Consider the following 18,466-nt stretch of genomic DNA (forward strand, 5'->3'; position numbering starts at 1 on the left):
CGATTGATTCGCTACAGGGGCCGCCAAACCGAGATAAAATCAATTTTGGGGAACCGACGTGTTGAATTCCGACATCCGCGACCGTTTGGCCGCCGCACAGGCTTTCCGCTGGGAGGTCGCCCAGACCCTGTCCGACATGGCCGAACGCTTGCGCAATTCCGACGGGCGCGAACAGGAGGACGAGGGCCCCACTCTTTTCGCCGAATGGCTGCGGCGCGGCGCCGAGGGCGGCCGCGACATCGAGTGAGTCGAGGGAACTCCAGAGCGCCGCGTACGTTTTGCGCTTGAACGCGACGCTCTTGCCGATCAGGTCGATCTCGGACAGATTTTGCTGGCATGGGGCGTGAAGCGAGCCGGAGACGATCGCTTGACAGTCTGCACAGCAACAACAGCCTTGGCGACGCGGTCCCGCCGCACATTCCGGGAATTGGCGTCGTGACAGAGCGCCGTCCCCTGACCCATCACGAAATCCTGCGGCTGATCGAGCCCTTCACCCGGCGCGGCCGCCATGTCGATCTCGCCGCCAGCGACCGCGGCGAGCGCCGCCTGGTCTTCAAACCGGTTGCGCATGACAGTGAAGCCGACGCTTGCGCCGGGGCAAGCGAGGCGCTTATGCTCGAAGACCTGCGGCCCAATGTCTGGCGGCTGACGCGCACAATGATCCTAAAGACGGGCGAGGCGGCCAGGCTCGCCACCGAAGGTTCGGACCTCGCAGAGTTGCTGGACCGGATCGAAGCCGTTGCGCCTGAAAAGCATTTCAAGGACGTCGGCGGCGTGCGGCTGGCGCGCAGCTACCGTCTGGACCCGACCGCCCGCACCCCGAGCGCTCCGGTCGTGATGGCGCTCACGGCGGCCGAAGCGCGCTTGGACGGCGTCACCCTGAAAATGAAGAGCAGCGCCGCGGAAGGCTATCCGGCGGAAATCGAACTCCTGCCGCAGGGCGCCCAGCCCCATGACCTGCCCGACGATCTGCTCGCGGCGCTGGGCTGGGACTGGAAGGTGCTGCGCCGGCGCGGCGCCGGCTGGATCGGCGCCCTGCGCGCGCCGGGTCGCGAACCCGAACGCAGCAAGCGCGTCGAGATGGCTTTGGAGGCGGGCGTGGCGCATCTGACCCGGACTCTGGCGGAGCCGCCGCGCCTTTTTCACGAACGGTTCGTTTGGGCGCGCTGGCTGGTGGTGATCAGGCGCATGACCCCGGCGCTGCTGCTTGCGGCCCTGCTCGCCGCGGGCGTCGCCTTGGCCTTCGCCGACATTCCGACGGACACGCCGCTGGCGCGGTTCCTGTTGGCCATGCCGGGTTTCATGTTCTACGGGATTTTCGCCCTGCGGGAATTGCCGCGGCTCGAAGTTCCGCCGCCGCCGCGTCCGTCCAGCGCGCCCTCATGGTTTCCCACGCGGGCGAGCCTTGAGGCCCCGGAGGTGGCGGGGGCTCAAAACGCCTGAGCGACGGCGCCCGCGGCCTCCGGGGAACCTTACGGCGACGCGGTCGTTCTCACACTGAACCACCGCGACGCACTTGCTCAAAAGGCCGAAATCAGACAGATTTTGCTGGCATGGGGTGTGAAGCGAGCCGGAGACGACCGCTTGATTTGCACAGCAAAAAAACCACAGCGAAATCGCGGACGTGCAGAGCGGGCCGCCTGTTCAGGGACTTGGCGGCGTGACTGAGCGGCGCCCCCTCACCCACCACGAAATCTTGCGGCTGATCGAGCCGTTCACCCGGCGCGGCCGCCATGTCGATCTCGCCGCGAGCGACCGCACCGAGCGACGCCTGGTTTTCAAGCCCATCGCGCATGGCGACGATGCCGCGCTTCGCGCCACGGAAGTGCTTCAGCTCGACGACCTGCGCCCGAATGTGTGGCGTCTAACCCGCAAGACGGCGCTGCCGACCGGCGAGACTGCAAAACTGGTCGCCGAGGGCCCCGACCTCGGCGAAGTGCTGGAGCGCATCGAGAGCGTTCCCCTGCAGGCGCATTTCGTGGAGGTTGGCGCGGTCGTTTTTGCTCGGAGCTATCGCCTGGAGCCGGCCGACTCTTCTTCCGGCGCGCTAAAAGTGCTCACGACGGCTGAAGCGCGTTTGAACGGGCTCACTTTGTCGGTCAAGACCAGCACCGCGAAAGGCTATCCGACTGAAATCGAGCTGTCGCCGCAGGAGGATCAGCCCGAGGAACTGCCAGACGACCTTCTCGCGGCCCTCGGCCGGGACTGGAGCGTGCTGCGCCGTCGGGGCGTGGCTTGGGTCGGAACCCTGCGCGCGCCGGGCCGCGAACCGGACCGCAGCCGCCGCATTGAAGCGGCGCTGGAACGGGGCGTGGCGCATCTGGCGCAGACGCTGGCCGAGCCGCCGCGCCGGTTCCACCAGAAATATGCGCGCGCGCGGTGGGGGGTGGCGTTCCGGCGCACGATCCCGCTTCTGGGCGCCACGGCGCTGCTCGCCGGCGCCTTGGCGATGGTGTTTGTCGACCTTCCCCAGGACTCGCCGCTGGGCTTGATGATGTTTAACGCGCCGCCGATCCTGCTGGCGACGCTGTTCACCATGCAGGAAATCCCGCGGCTGGAAATTCCTGCGGCGCCGCGCGCGTCCAGAGCGTCCTCCTGGTTTCCCCAACGGGGTCAAAACCCGCCCCAGAGCCCCGAAGATCTCAACACGCCCGAATCCGTCAAGAATTCTGAAAACGCCGAGAGTTGTCAAAATGTAGATCGAAACGTCTTGCCAAGCGAGGTCTGATGCGCGGAAATCCGATGAATATCCCTCCGGTCTCGATCGCCACGGCCAAGGCCGCCCTGATCGAGCAATATGCCGACCCGGTGCTCCGCCGCCGCGCCACCATGCTGTGGGGCACGCGCGGCGTCGGCAAATCGTCGATCGTTCGTCAGGTCGCCGACCATTTCAAGATTCCGCTGATCGACTTGCGCCTGACCACGATCGAGCCCGTGGACATTCGCGGCGCCATCTATGCCGACGACGCCTTGGCCAAAACCGTTTGGTTCCCGCCAGAATTCCTGCCCAATGCCGAGACGCCGGAAGGCATATTGTTTCTCGACGAACTGACCGCCGCCGACCAGCGGCTGCAGATTTCGGCTTATTCGCTGATCCTCGACCGCCGGGTCGGCAATTATGTCCTGCCGGAGCGTTGGCAGGTGGTCGCCGCCGGCAACGCCAGTTTCCACGGCGCGGTCAGCCACGACATGGGCACGGCGCTGGCCGACCGCATGTTCCACTTCAACGTGCAGACCGCGATCGACGCGTTTCTCGACCACGCCAGTTCGAAGAATTTCGCGCCGGAGGTCATGGCTTATCTCAAGGTGCGGCCGGACAAGCTGGACGACACCCAGGCGCAACTGGCGGCCGACCATCTGATCGGCGCGAGCCCGCGCGGCTGGGAGGATATTTCCAATGTGCTGAAGTCCGGCCTGTCCAATGCGGCGAAACGCGTGTTCGTCCAGGGCCGCATCGGCGCCGCCAACGCCGCCGAGTTTTTTGGCGTGCTCAAGGAAATTCAGGCCGGCGCGGACGTGATGCGCCTGCTGGCGGCCCGGCCGGGCGCGGAAACCGTCGCTTTGCTGCCCAAGACCCTCGACGCCCTCTATGGCATGATCTACGGCCTGCTCGCGGCCAGTACCGACGAAACGATCCTTGCGCGCGCGGTGGAGATCGTCGGGCAATTGCCGGAAGCCCGGGGAGGCGGGCTGCCGCTGCGCGAGGCGCAGACGCTGGCGATGGAGCTGCTGATGCAGCGCGCCCTCGCCACCGGGCTTGAGGCGGCCGTCCTCGACAGCCCCACCTATCATCGTTACGCCGAAGCCCGCCGCCGCGATGGCGTCGATGCCTGAGGATCACAGGGGCATTCGCGCCATCCAGCGCATGGTGGAGTTCGCGCCCTCCACCGGCGGCCTGGCCCTCTGGGTTCGCCACCAGAACAGCGACGATCCCGCCGCGCCCATGGTGATGACCGACGGCGAGACCCTTTTGTACGGTCCCGCCTTCGAGCGGCTGCCTTTGCCCGAGCAGACCGGATGGGTGGCGCATGAGGTCCTGCATATCGCCCTGCGCCATCCGCAGCGGGCGCTCGAATTGCGGCGGCTGCTCAGCGATGTCGACCTGCGGCTGTTCAACATCTGCGCCGACGCCATCGTCAACAGCACATTGTCGCATCTGAACTGGCTGAAGCTGCCGCCAAACGCGGTCTTTCTCGACCAGCTTCTGGCGCAGGCGCTGGAGCGCAAGCAGGATGTCGAGACGGCCCTGCTCGAATGGGATGTCGAGCGGCTCTATCGCGCCATCGACGACCGCAAGGACAACAGCGGCCAGCAACAATCCAACAGCGGTTCGAAGACCAGCGAGGCCCAGTCGCCGGATGGCGGTTCGCCGCAGCAGGGCGGCAGTCCGTCGCAGCCGAGCCCGCGGCAGGACGGGCCACGCGCGGCGCAGGTGCGGGCGATGGGCGGGCAGACGGAGTCCGATCTCGCGCCGGGCCCCGAGGACGAGGCGCCGGAAACGGAGGCCGAGCAGTCCCGCGAATGGAGCGAGCGCCTGCTGCGCGGCCATACCGGCGACGGCGATTTCTCCATGCTGCGCGCCTTGATCGCCGATCTGCCGCGCACCCGCACCCCCTGGCGCCAGCTGTTGCGCACGCGGCTCGCCAAGGGGCTGTCGCGAAAACAGTCGCTGTCTTGGTCGCGGCCGACGCGCTCCTATATCGCCAACCAGGGCCGCGCCGGCGACAAGCGCATGCCCTTCGAGCCCGGCCATTGCGCCAACAAGATGGAGCCGCGCCTCGCGATCATCGTCGATGTCTCCGGCTCGATCGACGACAATTTGCTCGAATGTTTCGCCAATGAGATCTGCGCGATCAGCCGCCGCCAGGAGGCTGGCCTCATCCTGGTGATTGGCGACGACCAGGTCCGCCGGGTCGAAGTCTTTCAGCCGGGGCGTCTCGACCTTGGACATGTGGATTTTTCCGGCGGCGGCGGCACCGATTTCACGCCGCTGCTGGAATGCGCCAATCAATATCGTCCCGATATCGGCGTGGTCCTGACCGATCTCGAGGGCCCCGCGCGCTTCCAGCCGGTCTGGCCGGTGATCTGGGCGGTTCCGGAGGCGAACGCCCTGGCGCAGGCGCCCTTCGGCCAGAAGCTGACGCTGGAGCACGGGTAGACCCAGCACGCAACGTCCAGGGGGCGCCCTTGACTTGCGACAATGCGGTTTTCTGCGTTTCGTTGATGCTGACCTCGGGATTGCGCGCGCCATCTCGGAGATCGCGGCGCGTCCGAGCGAGGAGGGCGTCATGTCATCCGCGTCGAAATTCATTCTGACAGGTGTGATCATCACGTTCGCCGTCACGCTTGTGCCGGGGGCGCTGAAACCCGCGCGGGCCCAGGCGGGCCTGTCATGCGGCGAGCTTTGGTATGCGCGCAACAAGATCTATGCGCGCAATGGCTATTGCTTCAAGACGCCGCGCGCCATTTCCGTGTTTGGCGAGGGCTGTTTCCCGCCCTTTGGCCGTTTGAGCGGCTGGGAGAAAGATCGGGTCGACGAAATCCAGATGTGGGAGGCCCGCAAGGGCTGCTGATCCGCGAAAGACCTGGCGCGAACCTGGGGCGCGTCCACGACGAATTTTGCCGTGCTTGCGCGAGCGCAAGCTTTGGTCAAGCCCCGGCTTGCATTCCGCGGCGCCGCGTTATAGACCAATTCCATGGAATTTCGTTGTCCGCTCGGCCAGCGAACGGGGTCTATGCGGAAGCGCACCCGCCTTGCTTTACTCTTTCGCGACTGATCCTATCTAAGCTCCGAGCCAATGCGCGGGCGCGGCGGAGCCACAGGAGACCGCATGACGATGACCAATGCTGAAGCCACCGCCGCCGTCCCCAAGAAGAAAGCCGGCGGCGCCTTCAATCGCGAGACCGTGCTGGAGGTCCAACACTACACGGACCGTCTGTTCCGCTTCCGCACCACGCGCGATCCGGCCTTTCGCTTCATCAACGGCCAATTCGCCATGATGGGCCTCGAAGTCGATGGCAAGCCGCTGCTGCGCGCCTATTCCATGGCCAGCGCCAATTATGAGGAAGACCTGGAATTCTTCTCCATCAAGGTCCCGAATGGCCCGCTGACCTCGCATCTCGCCCATCTGAAACCCGGCGACGAGGTTTTGGTCGGCCGCAAGCCCACGGGCACGCTGGTGCAGTCGAACCTGCTGCCGGGCAAGCGCCTCTACATGTTCTCGACGGGCACGGGCATCGCGCCCTTCTCCAGCATCATCAAGGACCCCGAGGTCTACGACCTCTACGATCATCTGATCCTGATCCACGGCTGCCGCGAGATCGCCGAGTTGAAATATGGCCTCGACATCGTCGAAGCCGCCCGCAACAACGAGTTTTTCGGCGAGATCGTGCAGGAAAAGCTGCTGCACTATCCGACGGTCACCCGCGAACCCTACAAATATCAGGGCCGCTGCACCGATCTGATGGAAACGGGAAAATTGTTCGCCGATCTCGGCCAGCCCATGATCAATCCCGAGGAGGACCGGGTGATGATCTGCGGCAATCCCGGCCTGCTGCGCGACCTCGTCCAGATGCTGGAAGCGCGCGGATTCAGGGAAGGTTCGGGCGGCGAACCCGCGTCCTATGTGATCGAAAAGGCGTTCGCCGAGACCTGAATTCAGTGAGCCGCGGAGCGCATTCGGAGAACTTCGGTTCACCGAATGCGCTTTCTTTGACGCATTTTCTTCACGCGAACCTGCGTTCGCTTCGTTCGAAAATGCTCAAAAAAAGCCCCCGCAGTTTGGCGGGGGCTTTTATTCGTCGTGCATCCAGAATTCGGAAATCACGTCCGGTTCGTGCAAAGGAATGGATTTTCGCGCCAGGAATCGTGGCCATTCCTCGTCGCTGAGATCGGTGGCGCAGCGGCCCGCGAATTTCACCAGCGGCGTGCGGATCAATGCGAAATCCGCACTCATCGCGACAAGCGCCCCCTGGGCGTTCATCTTGCGGGGATCGATGTCGCCGGACAGGATTTTTGGCGCATTGGGGTCAAACCATTCGACCACCGGTCTGGTGTCGAAAAATGGACGTAGGAGTGCGGAAGTCCAAATCTCCTCTTCGATGTCACGGACTTCGATCTCATAGCCCTTGTCGGCAAGCGCCTGTTTGTAAGAGAACGCGCTTGTTTCGCCAGGCTTCACATAGAACGTGATTTTCGGCATGGGAAATCTCCCTGACATTGCGCGATCAACTATGCAAGAATGGCGCCGCGCGATGCGTGACAATACTTGCGTTGGACGACGGGAATATGAACCGCCTTGGCGCGCCGGTGCGTTGCTCTTCGGTTCTACTGCCGAAAATCCTGAAGTTTCCGGGCGTCCCGCGGATCAACGCAGGGTGCGTCCTTCCGTTCGGCGCCGCACAAAATCTTTAATGCGGTTGTTGCGTCGCGATAACGTGGAACTGGCCGTCCGCCCCCAACTGGCGGATAGACACGTGCAGGCGCCGTAAATTTGGATCGATGTCGATCAAATAATAGGCAGCGCGTCGCGTGGGATTGCGGCCGATCGACGAGGCCGAGCCGATCCCGAGCACGGGAATGGGGCCGGCGGGTCCCATCGTGCTTTTTCGCGTGATGCTGTGGGCGTGGCCGTGCAGCACGAGCTCCGCGCCATGTCGCGCCAGAACGTCGGCGAAGTCGTGATGGTCCTGAAGGTTGCGGATCGCGCCGCCGCCATCGACGGGGGGGTGGTGCAGCAGCACCACGCGCATGTCGCCGCGCGTCGCCTCCAGCATGCGCTCGAGCCGGTCCAGTTGCGCCGCGCCCAGTTTTCCCGCGGCGACGAAGGGCAGTGTCGGAATGCCCGAGCACAGGCCGATGATGGCCACGCCCTCGCGCCGGCGCAGGAACGGAAATGTTCCGTCCTCGTCGTCGCCGGTGATCCAGGGGCGCCATTCGCGCACCATGTGGCGGACGGAGGCGCGCAGATAGGCGTCGTGATTGCCAGGCGCCAGGCTCACCTGGGCGGGATCGCCGAGCGTGCGCATCCATTGCGCGGCGAAGGGAAATTCGCCGGGCAGCCCGATGTTGCAGATGTCGCCGGTGAGCGCGACGTGGTCGGGCCTGTGGGCGCGCAAATCGGCGACCAGCGCGGCCAGGGCGTCCATATTATGGGCGCGATGGCGCCCGCGTCGCCAATTGATGTAGCCGGTGGCCCGTTTGCCCAGGAGTTCCCGCCATTTGGGCCGGGGCAGGGGGCCGATGTGGGGGTCGGAGAGGTGGGCGAGCCGAAAGACAGACATTACGCGCCGCCAATCAAAATGCCGGTGAGAAGGACGACGACGCCGCCGACCACGATCTGCCCCACCGCCTTGAGGAAGGGCGTGTCCATGTAGCGCGCCCGGATCCAGGCGATCGCCCAGAGTTCGACGAACACGACCACCGCCGCAATGCTCGTGGCCGTCCAGAAGGCGTTGGGCCAGGAATCCGGCACGAGATAAGGCAGCGTATGCCCGAGCCCGCCCAGCGTGGTCATCACGCCACAGACGGCGCCGCGTAAAAGCGGCGCGCCGCGTCCGGTGATCGAGCCGTCGTCGGACAGGGCTTCGGCGAACCCCATGGAAATGCCGGCGCCCAGCGAAGCGGCGAGTCCGACCAGAAAGGTGGAGAAATTGTTGTGGGTGGCGAAGGCGGCGGCGAACAGCGGCGCCAGCGTCGACACCGAGCCGTCCATCAGCCCGGCGAGGCCCGGCTGCACATATTGCAGCACGAAGAATTTATGCGCGGTGCGGCCTTCCTCGTCGCGCGCGGTTTCGGTGAGGATCGCTTCCGAAAGCGCGTTGGCCTTCTGGCCGTGGCTGCGCTCGACCAGCGCGAGGTCGCCCAACAGCTTGCGCACGCCCACGTCCTGCGAGGCCTCGGCGGCCTGGACATAAAAGCGCTGGGCGTCCTTCTCCATCGCTTCCGCCTGGGCGCGGATCGTGTCGAGCGGCAGGTTTTTCAGCAGCCAAGTCGGGCGGCGGCTGTAATAGCCCGCGACATCCTCCCGGCGGATGGCCGGCAGGTTCTCGCCGAAGCGCTGGCGGTAAATGTCCAGCAGCTGCCGGCGATGGCCGTCTTCTTCCTCCGCCATCTCGGCGAAGACTTTCGAGGTCGCCGGGTAACGCTCCAAAAGTTCTTCGGAAAAGGAGATGTAGATTCGGCTGTCTTCCTCTTCCGAGGCGATGGCGATCGCCAGGATTTCACGCTCGGTCAGGTCCGAGAATTTCTTCAGGGCCAATCGTTTCTCCTTGCGCGGCGCGGCGGAATTCTGTTTGAAATTTGGCAGGATTTTCGCCGCATGATCGCGCGGATCAGGATGGGGGTGTGGGATGACCTGTGCGGAAATTACGGGAGAGACGGTTCCGGCTCAAGCCCCTTGGCAGCGCTTCATCCGTTTGGGACAGCGCGTCGCCGGTTTGCTGTTGCGTCCCAAGACCTTGGGCGTGCGCGCCGTGGCGCTCGACGACCAGAATCGCGTCTTTCTGGTGCGGCACACCTATTTGCCCGGTTTTTGTCTCCCTGGAGGCGGCGTCGAGGCGCGCGAAACGGCGTTGCGCTCGCTGGAGCGCGAACTCGACGAGGAGGGTGGGCTGGAGACCATCGGCCCCGCGCGGCTCATCGGCTTCTATTACAACCCCAAACACTCCTCGCGGGATCATGTCGTGCTCTATCTCGTTCGGGTGCGGCAGACAAAACCGCGCCCGGCCGATTGGGAGATCGCCGAATGCGGATTTTATCCGCTCGACGCGCTGCCGCAACACACCACCCCGGCGACCCGCGCCCATATCCAGGAAGCATTGGGATTTTCGCAGCCCTCATCGCATTGGTGAGATCAGGGCGCGCCCGCCCTTGCCGAACCATCCGACTTTCGTATGATGGGACGCCGCGTCGTGCGGCGGCTGCATGATCGGGACGAGATGAACGACACGACGCCAGTGGAACGCGCCAAGGAAGAAAGCGCCAAGCTGGCGCCTCTGTTCTCCGACATTCGCCTGCTCGGGCAAATCTTGGGCGAGACCGTCCGTCAGCATGAGGGCGACGCGGTGTTCGCGCGCATCGAGCGCATCCGCCGCCTTTCGGTTGCGGAAACGCGCGGCGGCGCCAAGGCGGCCGCCGAACTCGACGAACTGCTGCGCGGCTTGACCAATGCCGAGGCGGTGGTGGTGGTGCGCGCCTTCACCTATTTCTCTCATCTCGCCAATATTGCGGAAGACCGGCATTTTCTGCGCCGCCGCGCCGCCCATGCCGGCGACGTGCAGCCCGGAAGCCTCGGCCATGCCTTTGCGCGGCTCGAGGCCGCCGGCGTGGCGCCGGAACAAGTCTGCGCGGCGCTCGAAGGCGCCTATGTGTCGCCGGTTTTGACCGCGCATCCGACCGAAGTGCAGCGGCGCTCCACGCTCGACGCCGAACGCGACATCGCCGACCTCCTGCACGCCCGCGAATTCTGCCGCGGCGAGGCGGAGCTTGCTGAAAATGAAGCGCAGCTTGCCGCCCGCGTCACCCAGCTCTGGCAGACGCGCATCATCCGCACCTCCAGCCTCACGGTTCACGACGAGATCGAAAACGCGCTGCTCTATTACCGCTCGACCTTTTTGAAGGAGATTCCGAAGCTTTACGCCGACCTGGACCGCCGGCTCGGCGCGCCCGCGCCGTCGTTTTTCCGCATGGGCAATTGGATCGGCGGCGACCGCGACGGCAATCCCAATGTCGTCGCGGAAACCCTGAAAGACAGCGTGCTCCTGCATTGCGAGACGGTGCTGCGCCATTATCTGGTCGAGGTTCACCGGCTCGGCGGCGAATTGTCGATGTCCGACATGGTGACGCCCTGTTCGCCGGAGCTCAAGGCGCTGGCCGAGGCCTCCGGAGATCACAATCCGCATCGTGACGACGAAAATTATCGCCGCGCGCTGATCGGCGTTTATGCCCGCGTCGCCGGCACATTGCGCGCCCTCACCGGCGGCGAGGCGTTGCGCCATGCGGCGACGCCGGGCGCGGCCTATGCGCGTCCGGAAGAGTTCCGCGCCGATCTGCTGGTCATCCGCGATTCGCTTCGGGCCCATCATGGCGGCCCTTTGGCGGCGGGGCGGCTCGCCCGGCTGATCCGCGCCGTGGACGTGTTCGGCTTTCACATGGCGACGACCGACCTGCGCCAGAATTCCGACCGGCACGAGGCGACCTTGCGCGAACTGCTCGCCGCCGTGCGCATCGAACCCGATTATTCGGCTTTGCCCGAGCCGCAGAAGATCGCGCTGCTGCTGCGGCTGCTGGCCGACCCGCGCCCGCTGCGCGCGCCCGACCGGGTCTATTCCGACGACGCCCTCAGCGAACTCGCTGTGCTCGAAACCGCGCGCGACCTCCGGGAGAAATTGGGACCGGGCGTCATTCGCCACGCCATCATCAGCCACACCGAGAGCGTCAGCGACCTGCTGGAGCTGATGCTGCTGCAGAAGGAATGCGGGCTGCTGCGCGGCGCGCTCCACGACAGCGAGCAGGCCAAACTGGGCCTCATCGTCACCCCGCTGTTCGAAACGATCGAAGACTTGCGCGCCGCCGAAAAGATCATGCGCGATTTCTATGCGCTCCCAGGCGTCGCCGATCTGATGCGGCGCTCGGGCGGGGTGCAGGACGTGATGCTCGGTTATTCCGATTCCAACAAGGACGGCGGCTATCTCACCTCCAACTGGGAGCTTTACCGCGCCTCGACGGCGCTCGCCGCCCTGTTCGATTCGCTGCCCGGGCTGCGCCTGCGGCTGTTCCACGGACGCGGCGGCGCGGTGGGGCGCGGCGGCGGCCCGTCCTACCAGGCGATTCTCGCGCAGCCTCCGGGAACGGTGCGCGGACAGATCAGGCTCACCGAACAGGGTGAGGTCATCAACGCCAAATACGCCAATCCCGAGATCGGCCGGCGCAATCTCGAAACGCTGATGGCGGCGGACCTCGAAGCGACCCTTCTCGCGGACGGCTGCCACCCGCCGCCCGAATTCCTGGAGGCCGCCGCGACCTTGTCCGAGGCGTCGATGCGCGCCTATCGCGCGCTGGTCTACGATACCCCCGGTTTCGTCGATTATTTCTACGCGGCGACCCCGATCGCCGAAATCGCCGAACTCAACATTGGTTCGCGCCCGGCCTCGCGAAAGGCGACCCGCCGCATCGAGGATTTGCGCGCCATTCCCTGGAGTTTTTCCTGGGGGCAGAGCCGCGTCGCTTTGCCGGGATGGTACGGGTTCGGCGCGGCGGTCGAAGATTTTTTGGCGAAGGGCGGCGCGCCGGCGCTGCTCCAGCGCATGCATGCGGAATGGCCGTTCTTCCGCACGCTGCTCTCCAACATGGACATGGTGCTGGCTAAAGCCGATTTTTCCATCGCCCGGCGCTATTGCGAACTGGCGCCCGATGCGGCCTTGGCGCGGCGCATCTTCGCCGCCATCGAGGCCGAGGCGGAGCGCACCGTTGGCGCGCTCAAAACCATCACCGGCGACGAGGCGCGGCTCGCCGACAATCCGGCGCTCGCCCGCTCCATCGCCCATCGCTTTCCTTATATCGCGCCGCTGAACTACCTTCAGGCCGATCTGCTGCGCCGCTGGCGCGAGGGCGACCATGACCGAAAGGTGCGAATCGGCATCCTGGTGGCGATCAACGGCATTGCCGCTGGTTTGCGCAACACGGGCTGAGCGCGCTTCGCGCTCAGCTTGACGCAAGTCTTTGGACCTAAGGTCAGCGCGCCGCCATCCGCGACCGCGAGACCGAGATGAGCACTTTCACCGACTATCTGAGCATCGCCAACAATCTGGGCCGCTACCAGACGATGACGGCTGCCGATCCGACCGTGGCGCAGGCCACCAAATATTTCCAGGCCAATATCGGCGCGATCACGACGCCGGCGCAGCTCGTCAACAATCCGCGGATTTTCAATTATGTGATGAGCGCCTTCGGCCTGAGCGACATGACCTACGCCAAGAGCCTGATCCAGCAGGCGCTGGAGCAGGGGACGTCGAGTTCGAGCGCGCTGGCGGTGAAGTTGAACAACCCGAACATCACGGCGCTGGTCAAGGCGTTCGATTTCTCGACCTATGGGACGGCGACGACGGCGCAAAGCTCCGCAAGCTCAGACGTGGTCGACAAATATGTCATGCAGACTCTGGAGACCAACCAGGGCAATACCAACCCCGGCGTCCAGCTTGCGCTTTATTTCCAGCAAAACGCCTCGAAGATCACCGACGGCTATTCCATTCTCGCTGACAAGAATCTGTTGAGCGTCGTTCAGACCACGCTCGGCATTTCCAGCTATACGTCGGCGCAAAGCGTCGACAGCCAGGCCGCGCAATTCGACAAGCTTCTCACCTATTCGGACTTTCAGGATCCGGCCAAGGTGCAGACTTTTCTCGAGCGCTTCACCGCCGAATATGACGTCCAGAACCCCACGGCTTCGAGTTCGACCTCGTCGGTTCTCTCCTTGTTCGATGCCTCGAGCTCGTCGTCGAGCGGGATCAGCATCGATCTCATGATGAGCATGCAAAATCTGAGGCTTGGCGGCTCATAAGGCGGATCGCCGGGAACATTGGTTCCTTGAGACCGTTCAGACTCTCTCAAAGAGGGAGTCCGAGCATGAGGACAACTCGAAGCCTTGCCGTCGCCGTTCTGGCGCTGCCGCTCACCGTCTCAGGGGCGCCGGCGCAGGGCATCCATATCGGCCCTGGCGGAGTCGGGGTCGACATGGGCGGCGACCATCACCGCAGGGTCATCAGGGAATATGAAGACGACGACGGCTGCACCATCCGCGTCATCCGCTACCGGCGTGGGGACGGCGACGTCGTGACGCGCCGCGAGCGCCGCTGCTGACCTCCACAAAATGGAACAGGCCGAGGTTCGCCCCGGCCTGTTCAAACCCGTTACATCGACGCGCTTTGGCTCAGTCGATGATCTTCTTGATGGTGGCCATTACCGGCTCTTTCTTGTGCGCTTCGCAATGCCGCTTGATGATGTCGTAATTGTGCTTGGCGGCGCGCAGGTCGAGCGTGGCGTTGTTGAACTCGGCGTGGAAATAACCGCTCAGCCAGGAGGCGATGAACGCCTGGTCGTCGGCGCCGGCGTTGAGATATTCTCCGCAGGTGATCTGCGAGAGGTCGAGCACCACCTGGGCCTTCGCCGGGACGGTGGCGGCGAGCAACGCGCCCGCGAGAAAAAGCTGCTTCTTCATGGCGAATCTCCGAATCACATCCCGCGCGATTATTTGTTCTTGGTTGCCGCCTGAACCGCCTGGTAAACGGCGGTCATCACCATTTCCTTGGGATTGGCGGCGCAGAACTTGCGGATGTTGTCCATATTGCGGTGATAGGCCTTGAGGTCGATCCAGGTGTAGCCAGCCTTCTGGTTGAACCATCCGCTGATCCAGGCGGCGGTCGCGTCGCCATCGTCGGCCGGCATGGCGACGAATTCGCCACAGCTGATGCGGTTCATGTCGATCGAAACCTGGGCCGAACCAACGGTCGGGGCCAGGGCCAGTGCCGTAGCCAGGCACAAAACGGTTTTTTTCATGGCTCTCCTCAAGGAAGCGCGCGGGAAGAACATCTTCCGTCGCCAAGGATTGTTCTGTCGGGTGACTGACTTATCCCAGGTATATCAATGCATAAGAACGTGCGGACGAAGTCATTCCGTTTGACAGCGCAGGGATATAAGCACGGCTTCGCTCCTTTCGCTAGGGTCAGGGTCGGACATTCGCGCGAGAGGCGCCTAAGCAGATGGTATCAAAAAGAAAAAAGCCGGAGCGACGCCCCGGCTTTTCAATTCGCGATGTGGATCGACCTCAGTTCATCAGCGTCTTCACGCTGGCGAGTCCCTGGTCGATGAAGCTGGCCTGGTTGCCCGATGTTTTCAGGACGGTTTCGGCGGCCTTCACGGCGGCGTCGGTCGCGGCGGAGCGCACTTCGGCGACGGCCTGGGCCTCGGCGAGCGCGATCTTGTCGTCCGCCTGCTTCTTGCGGCGAGCGATATAGTCCTCGAGACGGACCTGCGCCTCCTTGGCGAGCGCCTCGGCCTCGGTCTTGGCCTGGGCGACGATGGAGGCGGCCTGCGCCTCGGCTTCCGCAGTCTTGGCGGCAAAGCTGTCGAACAGGGCCTGGGCCTCGGCGCGCAGACGCGACGCCTCCGCGAGTTCCTTCTCGATGCCTTCGATGCGGCCATCGAGTCCCTTGGCGATCATCTTGTGCACGCCGATATAGGCGAAGAACAGGACCAGAAGGACCGCGCCGACGAAGAAATAGAATTCAGCATCAAATTCCATTTTCGTCTCCTCAGGCCTTGGTCGCGGCGACGGCGGCGGCGACAGCCGCGGCGTCGGCCGGCTTGCCGGTCACATGCTGCAGGATGGCGTGCGCCACTTCGGTGGCGATGCCTTCGACATTGGCCATGGCGGCGGCCTTGGTCTCGCCGATCTTCTTTTCGGCTTCGGCGAGCTTGGCGCCGAGTTCGGCTTCAAGCGTTCCGCGCGAAGCGTCCGCGGCGGCGGTCGCCTCGGCATGGGCCTGCTGGCCGAGCGCCTGCGCCTTGGCCTTGGCTTGCGCGAGCGTCGCTTCATGCGCGGCGGCGGCGGCGGCCGCATCCTGCTGCGCCTTGTTGGCGGCGGCGAGGTCGTCGCTGATCGTCTGCTTGCGGTTGGTGAGAATGCCGGCGACGCGCGGCAGGGCGATTTTCGACATCAGCACATAGAGCGCGCCGAAAATCAGCGCCAGCCAGATGAGCTGGGGCGCGAAATAGGTCGAGTCGAAGGGCGGGAACACATCTTCGTGGGCGTGACCGGCGGGAACCTCGGTTCCGGCGGCGTGCCCTTCAGCGCCTTGCGTGGCCATATACGTTCCTTGGGTCGTCTTGAGAGGCGTTTTCAAGCGAGATCATCGCAGGCGGAAAACGCGGGAACCAACAGGAAAGACGCGCCCCGGCGAACCGGGGCGCGAAAAGATTACTTCGCGACGAACAGCAGGATCAGCGCGATGAGGAAGGCGAAAATGCCCAGACCTTCGGCGAGCGCCGTGCCGATGAACACGCGGCCGAACTGGCCGTCCGAGGCCGACGGGTTGCGCAGCGCGCCCGAGAGGAAGTTGCCCCAGATCGCGCCGACGCCGATCGCGGCGGCGCCGACACCGATCGCCGCGAGGCCGGCGCCGATAAGTCTAGCTGCTTCAGAACCCATCATAATACTCCATTTAATTGTGGGCGACCATTTGTTGTTGAGATGAGATTATCAGTGGCCCGGGTGAAGCGCGTCATTGATGTAGACGCAAGTGAGAACGGCGAAGACGTAAGCTTGCAGCACCGACACCAGCAGTTCGAAGGCGGTGAGGACGGTGATGCCGAGCAGCGGCAGCGGCGCGAGATAGGCGTAGCCGGCGCCGAGCAGCATGACGCAGAAGCCGCCGAACACGACCAGCATGATGTGGCCGGCCAGCATGTTGGCGAAAAGACGAACCGAGAGCGAAACCGGCCGGGAGATGAACGACAGGATTTCGATGATGATGATGAAGGGCAGCAGAACCGGCGACACGCCCGACGGCTTGAACAGGCCGAACCAGTGGAAGCCGTGCTTGTAGATGCCGTAGACGATGGTCAGCAGGATGATCGAGAAGGCCATGCCCGCGGTGATGATGATCTGCGCCATCACCTCGTAGGTGTAGGGCCACAGGCCGATCAAATTGCAGGCGAGCACGAACATGAAGATCGTGAACACCAGCGGGAAGAACTTCATGCCCGCTTCGCCGCAGGTCGAGCGCACCATGTCGGCGACGAATTCGTAGGCCAGTTCGGCGGAGGCCTGGAGGCGGCTGGGGACGATCTTGCGGCTGGCTGTGCCGATCAGCATAACGATGATCACGGCGGCCGCGGCGATCAGCATGAACAGCGCGGAATTGGTGAAGGAGCCGTCCACGCCAAAGAAATCAAGGGGCTGCAGCACCTTGACATGAAACTGGTGGATGGGATCGACCGCTGAGGCGCCGGCTTCCGACATGTTCCGTCCTTCGATTTTGGCGGGTTAAGCCGCCGTCCTGCACTTTGCGCGGGCTGACCCGCCATCCTGGTTATTGCCGCGGCGGAGGATCGCCGTCGCGGGACGTCGGCGTCTTCGCCGCCATCCGATAAACATTGTTGAACCCCGCGGCGACGCCGAATCCCGTGAGCAGGACCAGCAGCCATGGGGTCGTCCCCAGCCATCGGTCGAGGAGCCAGCCTATCAAGGCGCCCACGACCGCGGCCGAGACAAATTCCGTGAGCACGCGAAAGCCGAGACTCATCGCGCGCCCGAGGCTCTTGTCGGGACCGGCGTCGGAGCGGCGACGCTCCTCGGCGGTTTCCACGTCCCGTCTCGCCTGAAGGTCGCTCGCCAGCCGTGCAAGCCGCGCCTTCATGTCGGCGTCATCGTCAGACCCGTTCTGCATCGTGCTCCCCGCCGATTCACAAGAATTGCGTTGTCAGGGAAGGCGCCTTCGCCTCGAACTAAAGGTCGTCTGAAGCGCCATCCGATGGAACCGGACTCCGGAACGCCTTGCCGCGTTCCGCCCTTCTTGAACCGGGCGCACCATATTGACGGCCCTTTCGGCTGTCAAGATTAGGACGGTATTTCTTGTCGCGCGTCAAGTTGTTGTAAATAAAGGGAATAAGCGCGTTTTTGACGGGGGCGCCCGAAGGTCTAGGCGCAGGCCCGCCATTTGGGCGCCTTGAAAAGGAGGACGATGTGTCTAGCGAACGGCTGAAGGCGTTTTCGGATGGCGTGATCGCCATCATCATCACCATCATGGTTCTGGAGTTGAAACCGCCCCATGGCGAGGATTTTTCGGCGCTGGCGAAGCTTTGGCCGACCTTTGTCGCCTATGTCGTCAGCTTCACCTATGTGGCGATCTATTGGAACAACCATCATCACCTGTTCTACCTGGTCGAATCGATCGACGGGGCGACGCTGTGGGCGAATCTGGTCCTCCTGTTCTGTCTGTCGCTGCTGCCCTTCGCCACGGCCTGGGCGGCGGAAACCGAATTCGCCGCGGCGCCGATGGCGCTTTACGGAGCTGATCTGCTGGCTTGCGCGACGGCTTATCTGGTGCTGGTTCGCACGCTCTTGCGCGCGCAGGGCGCCGGTTCCAAGCTGCACGCGGCGATCGGCGACGATCTCAAGGGCAAGGCGTCCCTGGCGCTCTATCTCGCAGGGATCGTCGCCAGCGCGTGGAAGCCCTGGGCCGCCGGCGCCTTCTATATTGCGGTCGCGGGAATGTGGCTGATTCCGGACCGCCGCATCGTGCGGATCCTGGCGGGGAATTAGCGAATTCTGGAGCGTTTTCAGGAATCCAGGCGGTCTCGCGTCAGTTCGGGCGGTTCCTGCCGCAGGGTTTTTCGCATCCGCCTCTATCCCGGTCGCCATGACGCGGGTAAATATATAGATTGAATTCCGATTAACCGATGAGACCG

At 64.1% G+C, this 18,466-nt stretch carries 22 protein-coding genes; 12 read left to right on the plus strand and 10 right to left on the minus strand.

Annotated features, from left to right (window positions below; all coding sequences use genetic code 11):
• Nucleotides 1-58: 58 nt before the first annotated feature.
• The 7 genes from M2320_RS06035 (at nucleotide 59) to M2320_RS06065 (ending at nucleotide 6,656) form a co-directional block, all read left to right on the plus strand.
• On the plus strand, nucleotides 59-247 hold the full coding sequence (locus tag M2320_RS06035; RefSeq protein ID WP_264596500.1) for a hypothetical protein: 189 nt from the start codon (nucleotides 59-61) through the stop codon (nucleotides 245-247).
• Between the two features lie 188 nt (nucleotides 248-435).
• A complete protein-coding gene (locus tag M2320_RS06040; protein WP_264596501.1) occupies nucleotides 436-1,443 on the plus strand; it encodes a hypothetical protein in 1,008 nt (335 codons plus the stop codon).
• Nucleotides 1,444-1,660: 217 nt separating this feature from the next.
• Complete coding sequence (locus M2320_RS06045) at nucleotides 1,661-2,728, plus strand: hypothetical protein (protein WP_264596502.1); 1,068 nt, start codon at nucleotides 1,661-1,663, stop codon at nucleotides 2,726-2,728.
• On the plus strand, nucleotides 2,728-3,834 hold the full coding sequence (locus tag M2320_RS06050; protein WP_264596503.1) for an AAA family ATPase: 1,107 nt from the start codon (nucleotides 2,728-2,730) through the stop codon (nucleotides 3,832-3,834). Before M2320_RS06045 ends, M2320_RS06050 begins: the two co-directional genes overlap by 1 nt.
• Complete coding sequence (locus M2320_RS06055; protein WP_264596504.1) at nucleotides 3,827-5,158, plus strand: vWA domain-containing protein; 1,332 nt, start codon at nucleotides 3,827-3,829, stop codon at nucleotides 5,156-5,158. Before M2320_RS06050 ends, M2320_RS06055 begins: the two co-directional genes overlap by 8 nt.
• A 130-nt stretch (nucleotides 5,159-5,288) precedes the next feature.
• Entirely contained in the window at nucleotides 5,289-5,573 is a 285-nt protein-coding gene (locus M2320_RS06060; RefSeq protein ID WP_264596505.1) for a YARHG domain-containing protein, read from the plus strand.
• 264 nt (nucleotides 5,574-5,837) lie between these two features.
• Nucleotides 5,838-6,656, plus strand: coding sequence for a ferredoxin--NADP reductase (locus M2320_RS06065; RefSeq protein ID WP_184428572.1), 819 nt, complete (start codon nucleotides 5,838-5,840; stop codon nucleotides 6,654-6,656).
• Between the two features lie 138 nt (nucleotides 6,657-6,794).
• Here M2320_RS06065 and M2320_RS06070 read toward each other — a convergent pair whose 3' ends face one another.
• The 3 genes from M2320_RS06070 to mbfA all read right to left on the minus strand — a co-directional run bounded on the left by M2320_RS06070 (nucleotide 6,795) and on the right by mbfA (nucleotide 9,254).
• A complete protein-coding gene (locus tag M2320_RS06070; protein WP_264596506.1) occupies nucleotides 6,795-7,202 on the minus strand; it encodes a hypothetical protein in 408 nt (135 codons plus the stop codon).
• A 208-nt stretch (nucleotides 7,203-7,410) separates the two neighbouring features.
• Nucleotides 7,411-8,283 carry a metallophosphoesterase family protein gene (locus tag M2320_RS06075; protein WP_264596507.1) on the minus strand — a complete coding sequence of 291 codons (873 nt, stop codon included), beginning with the start codon at nucleotides 8,281-8,283 and terminating at the stop codon, nucleotides 7,411-7,413.
• Nucleotides 8,283-9,254 (minus strand): iron exporter MbfA, encoded by a 972-nt coding sequence (gene mbfA, locus M2320_RS06080; protein ID WP_264596537.1) that lies wholly within the window; start codon nucleotides 9,252-9,254, stop codon nucleotides 8,283-8,285. Before mbfA ends, M2320_RS06075 begins: the two co-directional genes overlap by 1 nt.
• Nucleotides 9,255-9,351: 97 nt before the next feature.
• On the opposite strand from mbfA, the gene M2320_RS06085 reads away from it, so the two are divergent.
• From M2320_RS06085 to M2320_RS06100, 4 genes are all read left to right on the plus strand, one after another.
• Nucleotides 9,352-9,852, plus strand: coding sequence for an NUDIX domain-containing protein (locus M2320_RS06085; RefSeq protein ID WP_264596508.1), 501 nt, complete (start codon nucleotides 9,352-9,354; stop codon nucleotides 9,850-9,852).
• Between the two features lie 87 nt (nucleotides 9,853-9,939).
• Nucleotides 9,940-12,690 (plus strand): phosphoenolpyruvate carboxylase, encoded by a 2,751-nt coding sequence (gene ppc, locus M2320_RS06090; RefSeq protein ID WP_425540655.1) that lies wholly within the window; start codon nucleotides 9,940-9,942, stop codon nucleotides 12,688-12,690.
• A 77-nt stretch (nucleotides 12,691-12,767) separates the two neighbouring features.
• On the plus strand, nucleotides 12,768-13,559 hold the full coding sequence (locus M2320_RS06095; protein WP_264596510.1) for a DUF1217 domain-containing protein: 792 nt from the start codon (nucleotides 12,768-12,770) through the stop codon (nucleotides 13,557-13,559).
• Nucleotides 13,560-13,624: 65 nt separating this feature from the next.
• Nucleotides 13,625-13,858: a hypothetical protein gene (locus M2320_RS06100; protein WP_264596511.1), complete on the plus strand. Its 234-nt coding sequence runs from the start codon at nucleotides 13,625-13,627 to the stop codon at nucleotides 13,856-13,858.
• Between the two features lie 70 nt (nucleotides 13,859-13,928).
• On the opposite strand, the gene M2320_RS06105 is transcribed toward M2320_RS06100, so the two are convergent.
• From M2320_RS06105 to M2320_RS06135, 7 genes are all read right to left on the minus strand, one after another.
• Nucleotides 13,929-14,216 carry an HdeA/HdeB family chaperone gene (locus tag M2320_RS06105; protein WP_184428536.1) on the minus strand — a complete coding sequence of 96 codons (288 nt, stop codon included), beginning with the start codon at nucleotides 14,214-14,216 and terminating at the stop codon, nucleotides 13,929-13,931.
• Between the two features lie 29 nt (nucleotides 14,217-14,245).
• Nucleotides 14,246-14,554, minus strand: coding sequence for an HdeA/HdeB family chaperone (locus M2320_RS06110; protein ID WP_184428537.1), 309 nt, complete (start codon nucleotides 14,552-14,554; stop codon nucleotides 14,246-14,248).
• Nucleotides 14,555-14,822: 268 nt separating this feature from the next.
• Entirely contained in the window at nucleotides 14,823-15,299 is a 477-nt protein-coding gene (locus M2320_RS06115; RefSeq protein WP_184428538.1) for an ATP F0F1 synthase subunit B, read from the minus strand.
• 10 nt (nucleotides 15,300-15,309) lie between these two features.
• Nucleotides 15,310-15,864, minus strand: a complete 555-nt coding sequence (locus tag M2320_RS06120) for a F0F1 ATP synthase subunit B' (RefSeq protein ID WP_184428539.1) — start codon at nucleotides 15,862-15,864, stop codon at nucleotides 15,310-15,312.
• A gap of 110 nt (nucleotides 15,865-15,974) precedes the next feature.
• On the minus strand, nucleotides 15,975-16,205 hold the full coding sequence (locus tag M2320_RS06125; protein ID WP_088519258.1) for a F0F1 ATP synthase subunit C: 231 nt from the start codon (nucleotides 16,203-16,205) through the stop codon (nucleotides 15,975-15,977).
• A gap of 51 nt (nucleotides 16,206-16,256) precedes the next feature.
• Entirely contained in the window at nucleotides 16,257-17,018 is a 762-nt protein-coding gene (locus M2320_RS06130) for a F0F1 ATP synthase subunit A (protein ID WP_184428540.1), read from the minus strand.
• 70 nt (nucleotides 17,019-17,088) lie between these two features.
• Nucleotides 17,089-17,445 carry an AtpZ/AtpI family protein gene (locus M2320_RS06135; RefSeq protein WP_264596512.1) on the minus strand — a complete coding sequence of 119 codons (357 nt, stop codon included), beginning with the start codon at nucleotides 17,443-17,445 and terminating at the stop codon, nucleotides 17,089-17,091.
• Nucleotides 17,446-17,741: 296 nt separating this feature from the next.
• Here M2320_RS06135 and M2320_RS06140 point away from each other — a divergent pair, with 296 nt between their 5' ends.
• Entirely contained in the window at nucleotides 17,742-18,320 is a 579-nt protein-coding gene (locus M2320_RS06140) for a TMEM175 family protein (protein ID WP_264596513.1), read from the plus strand.
• Nucleotides 18,321-18,466 lie beyond the last annotated feature (146 nt).

This window comes from Rhodoblastus acidophilus (genome assembly GCF_025961575.1).
GTDB classification, from domain to species: Bacteria; Pseudomonadota; Alphaproteobacteria; order Rhizobiales; family Beijerinckiaceae; genus Rhodoblastus; species Rhodoblastus acidophilus_C.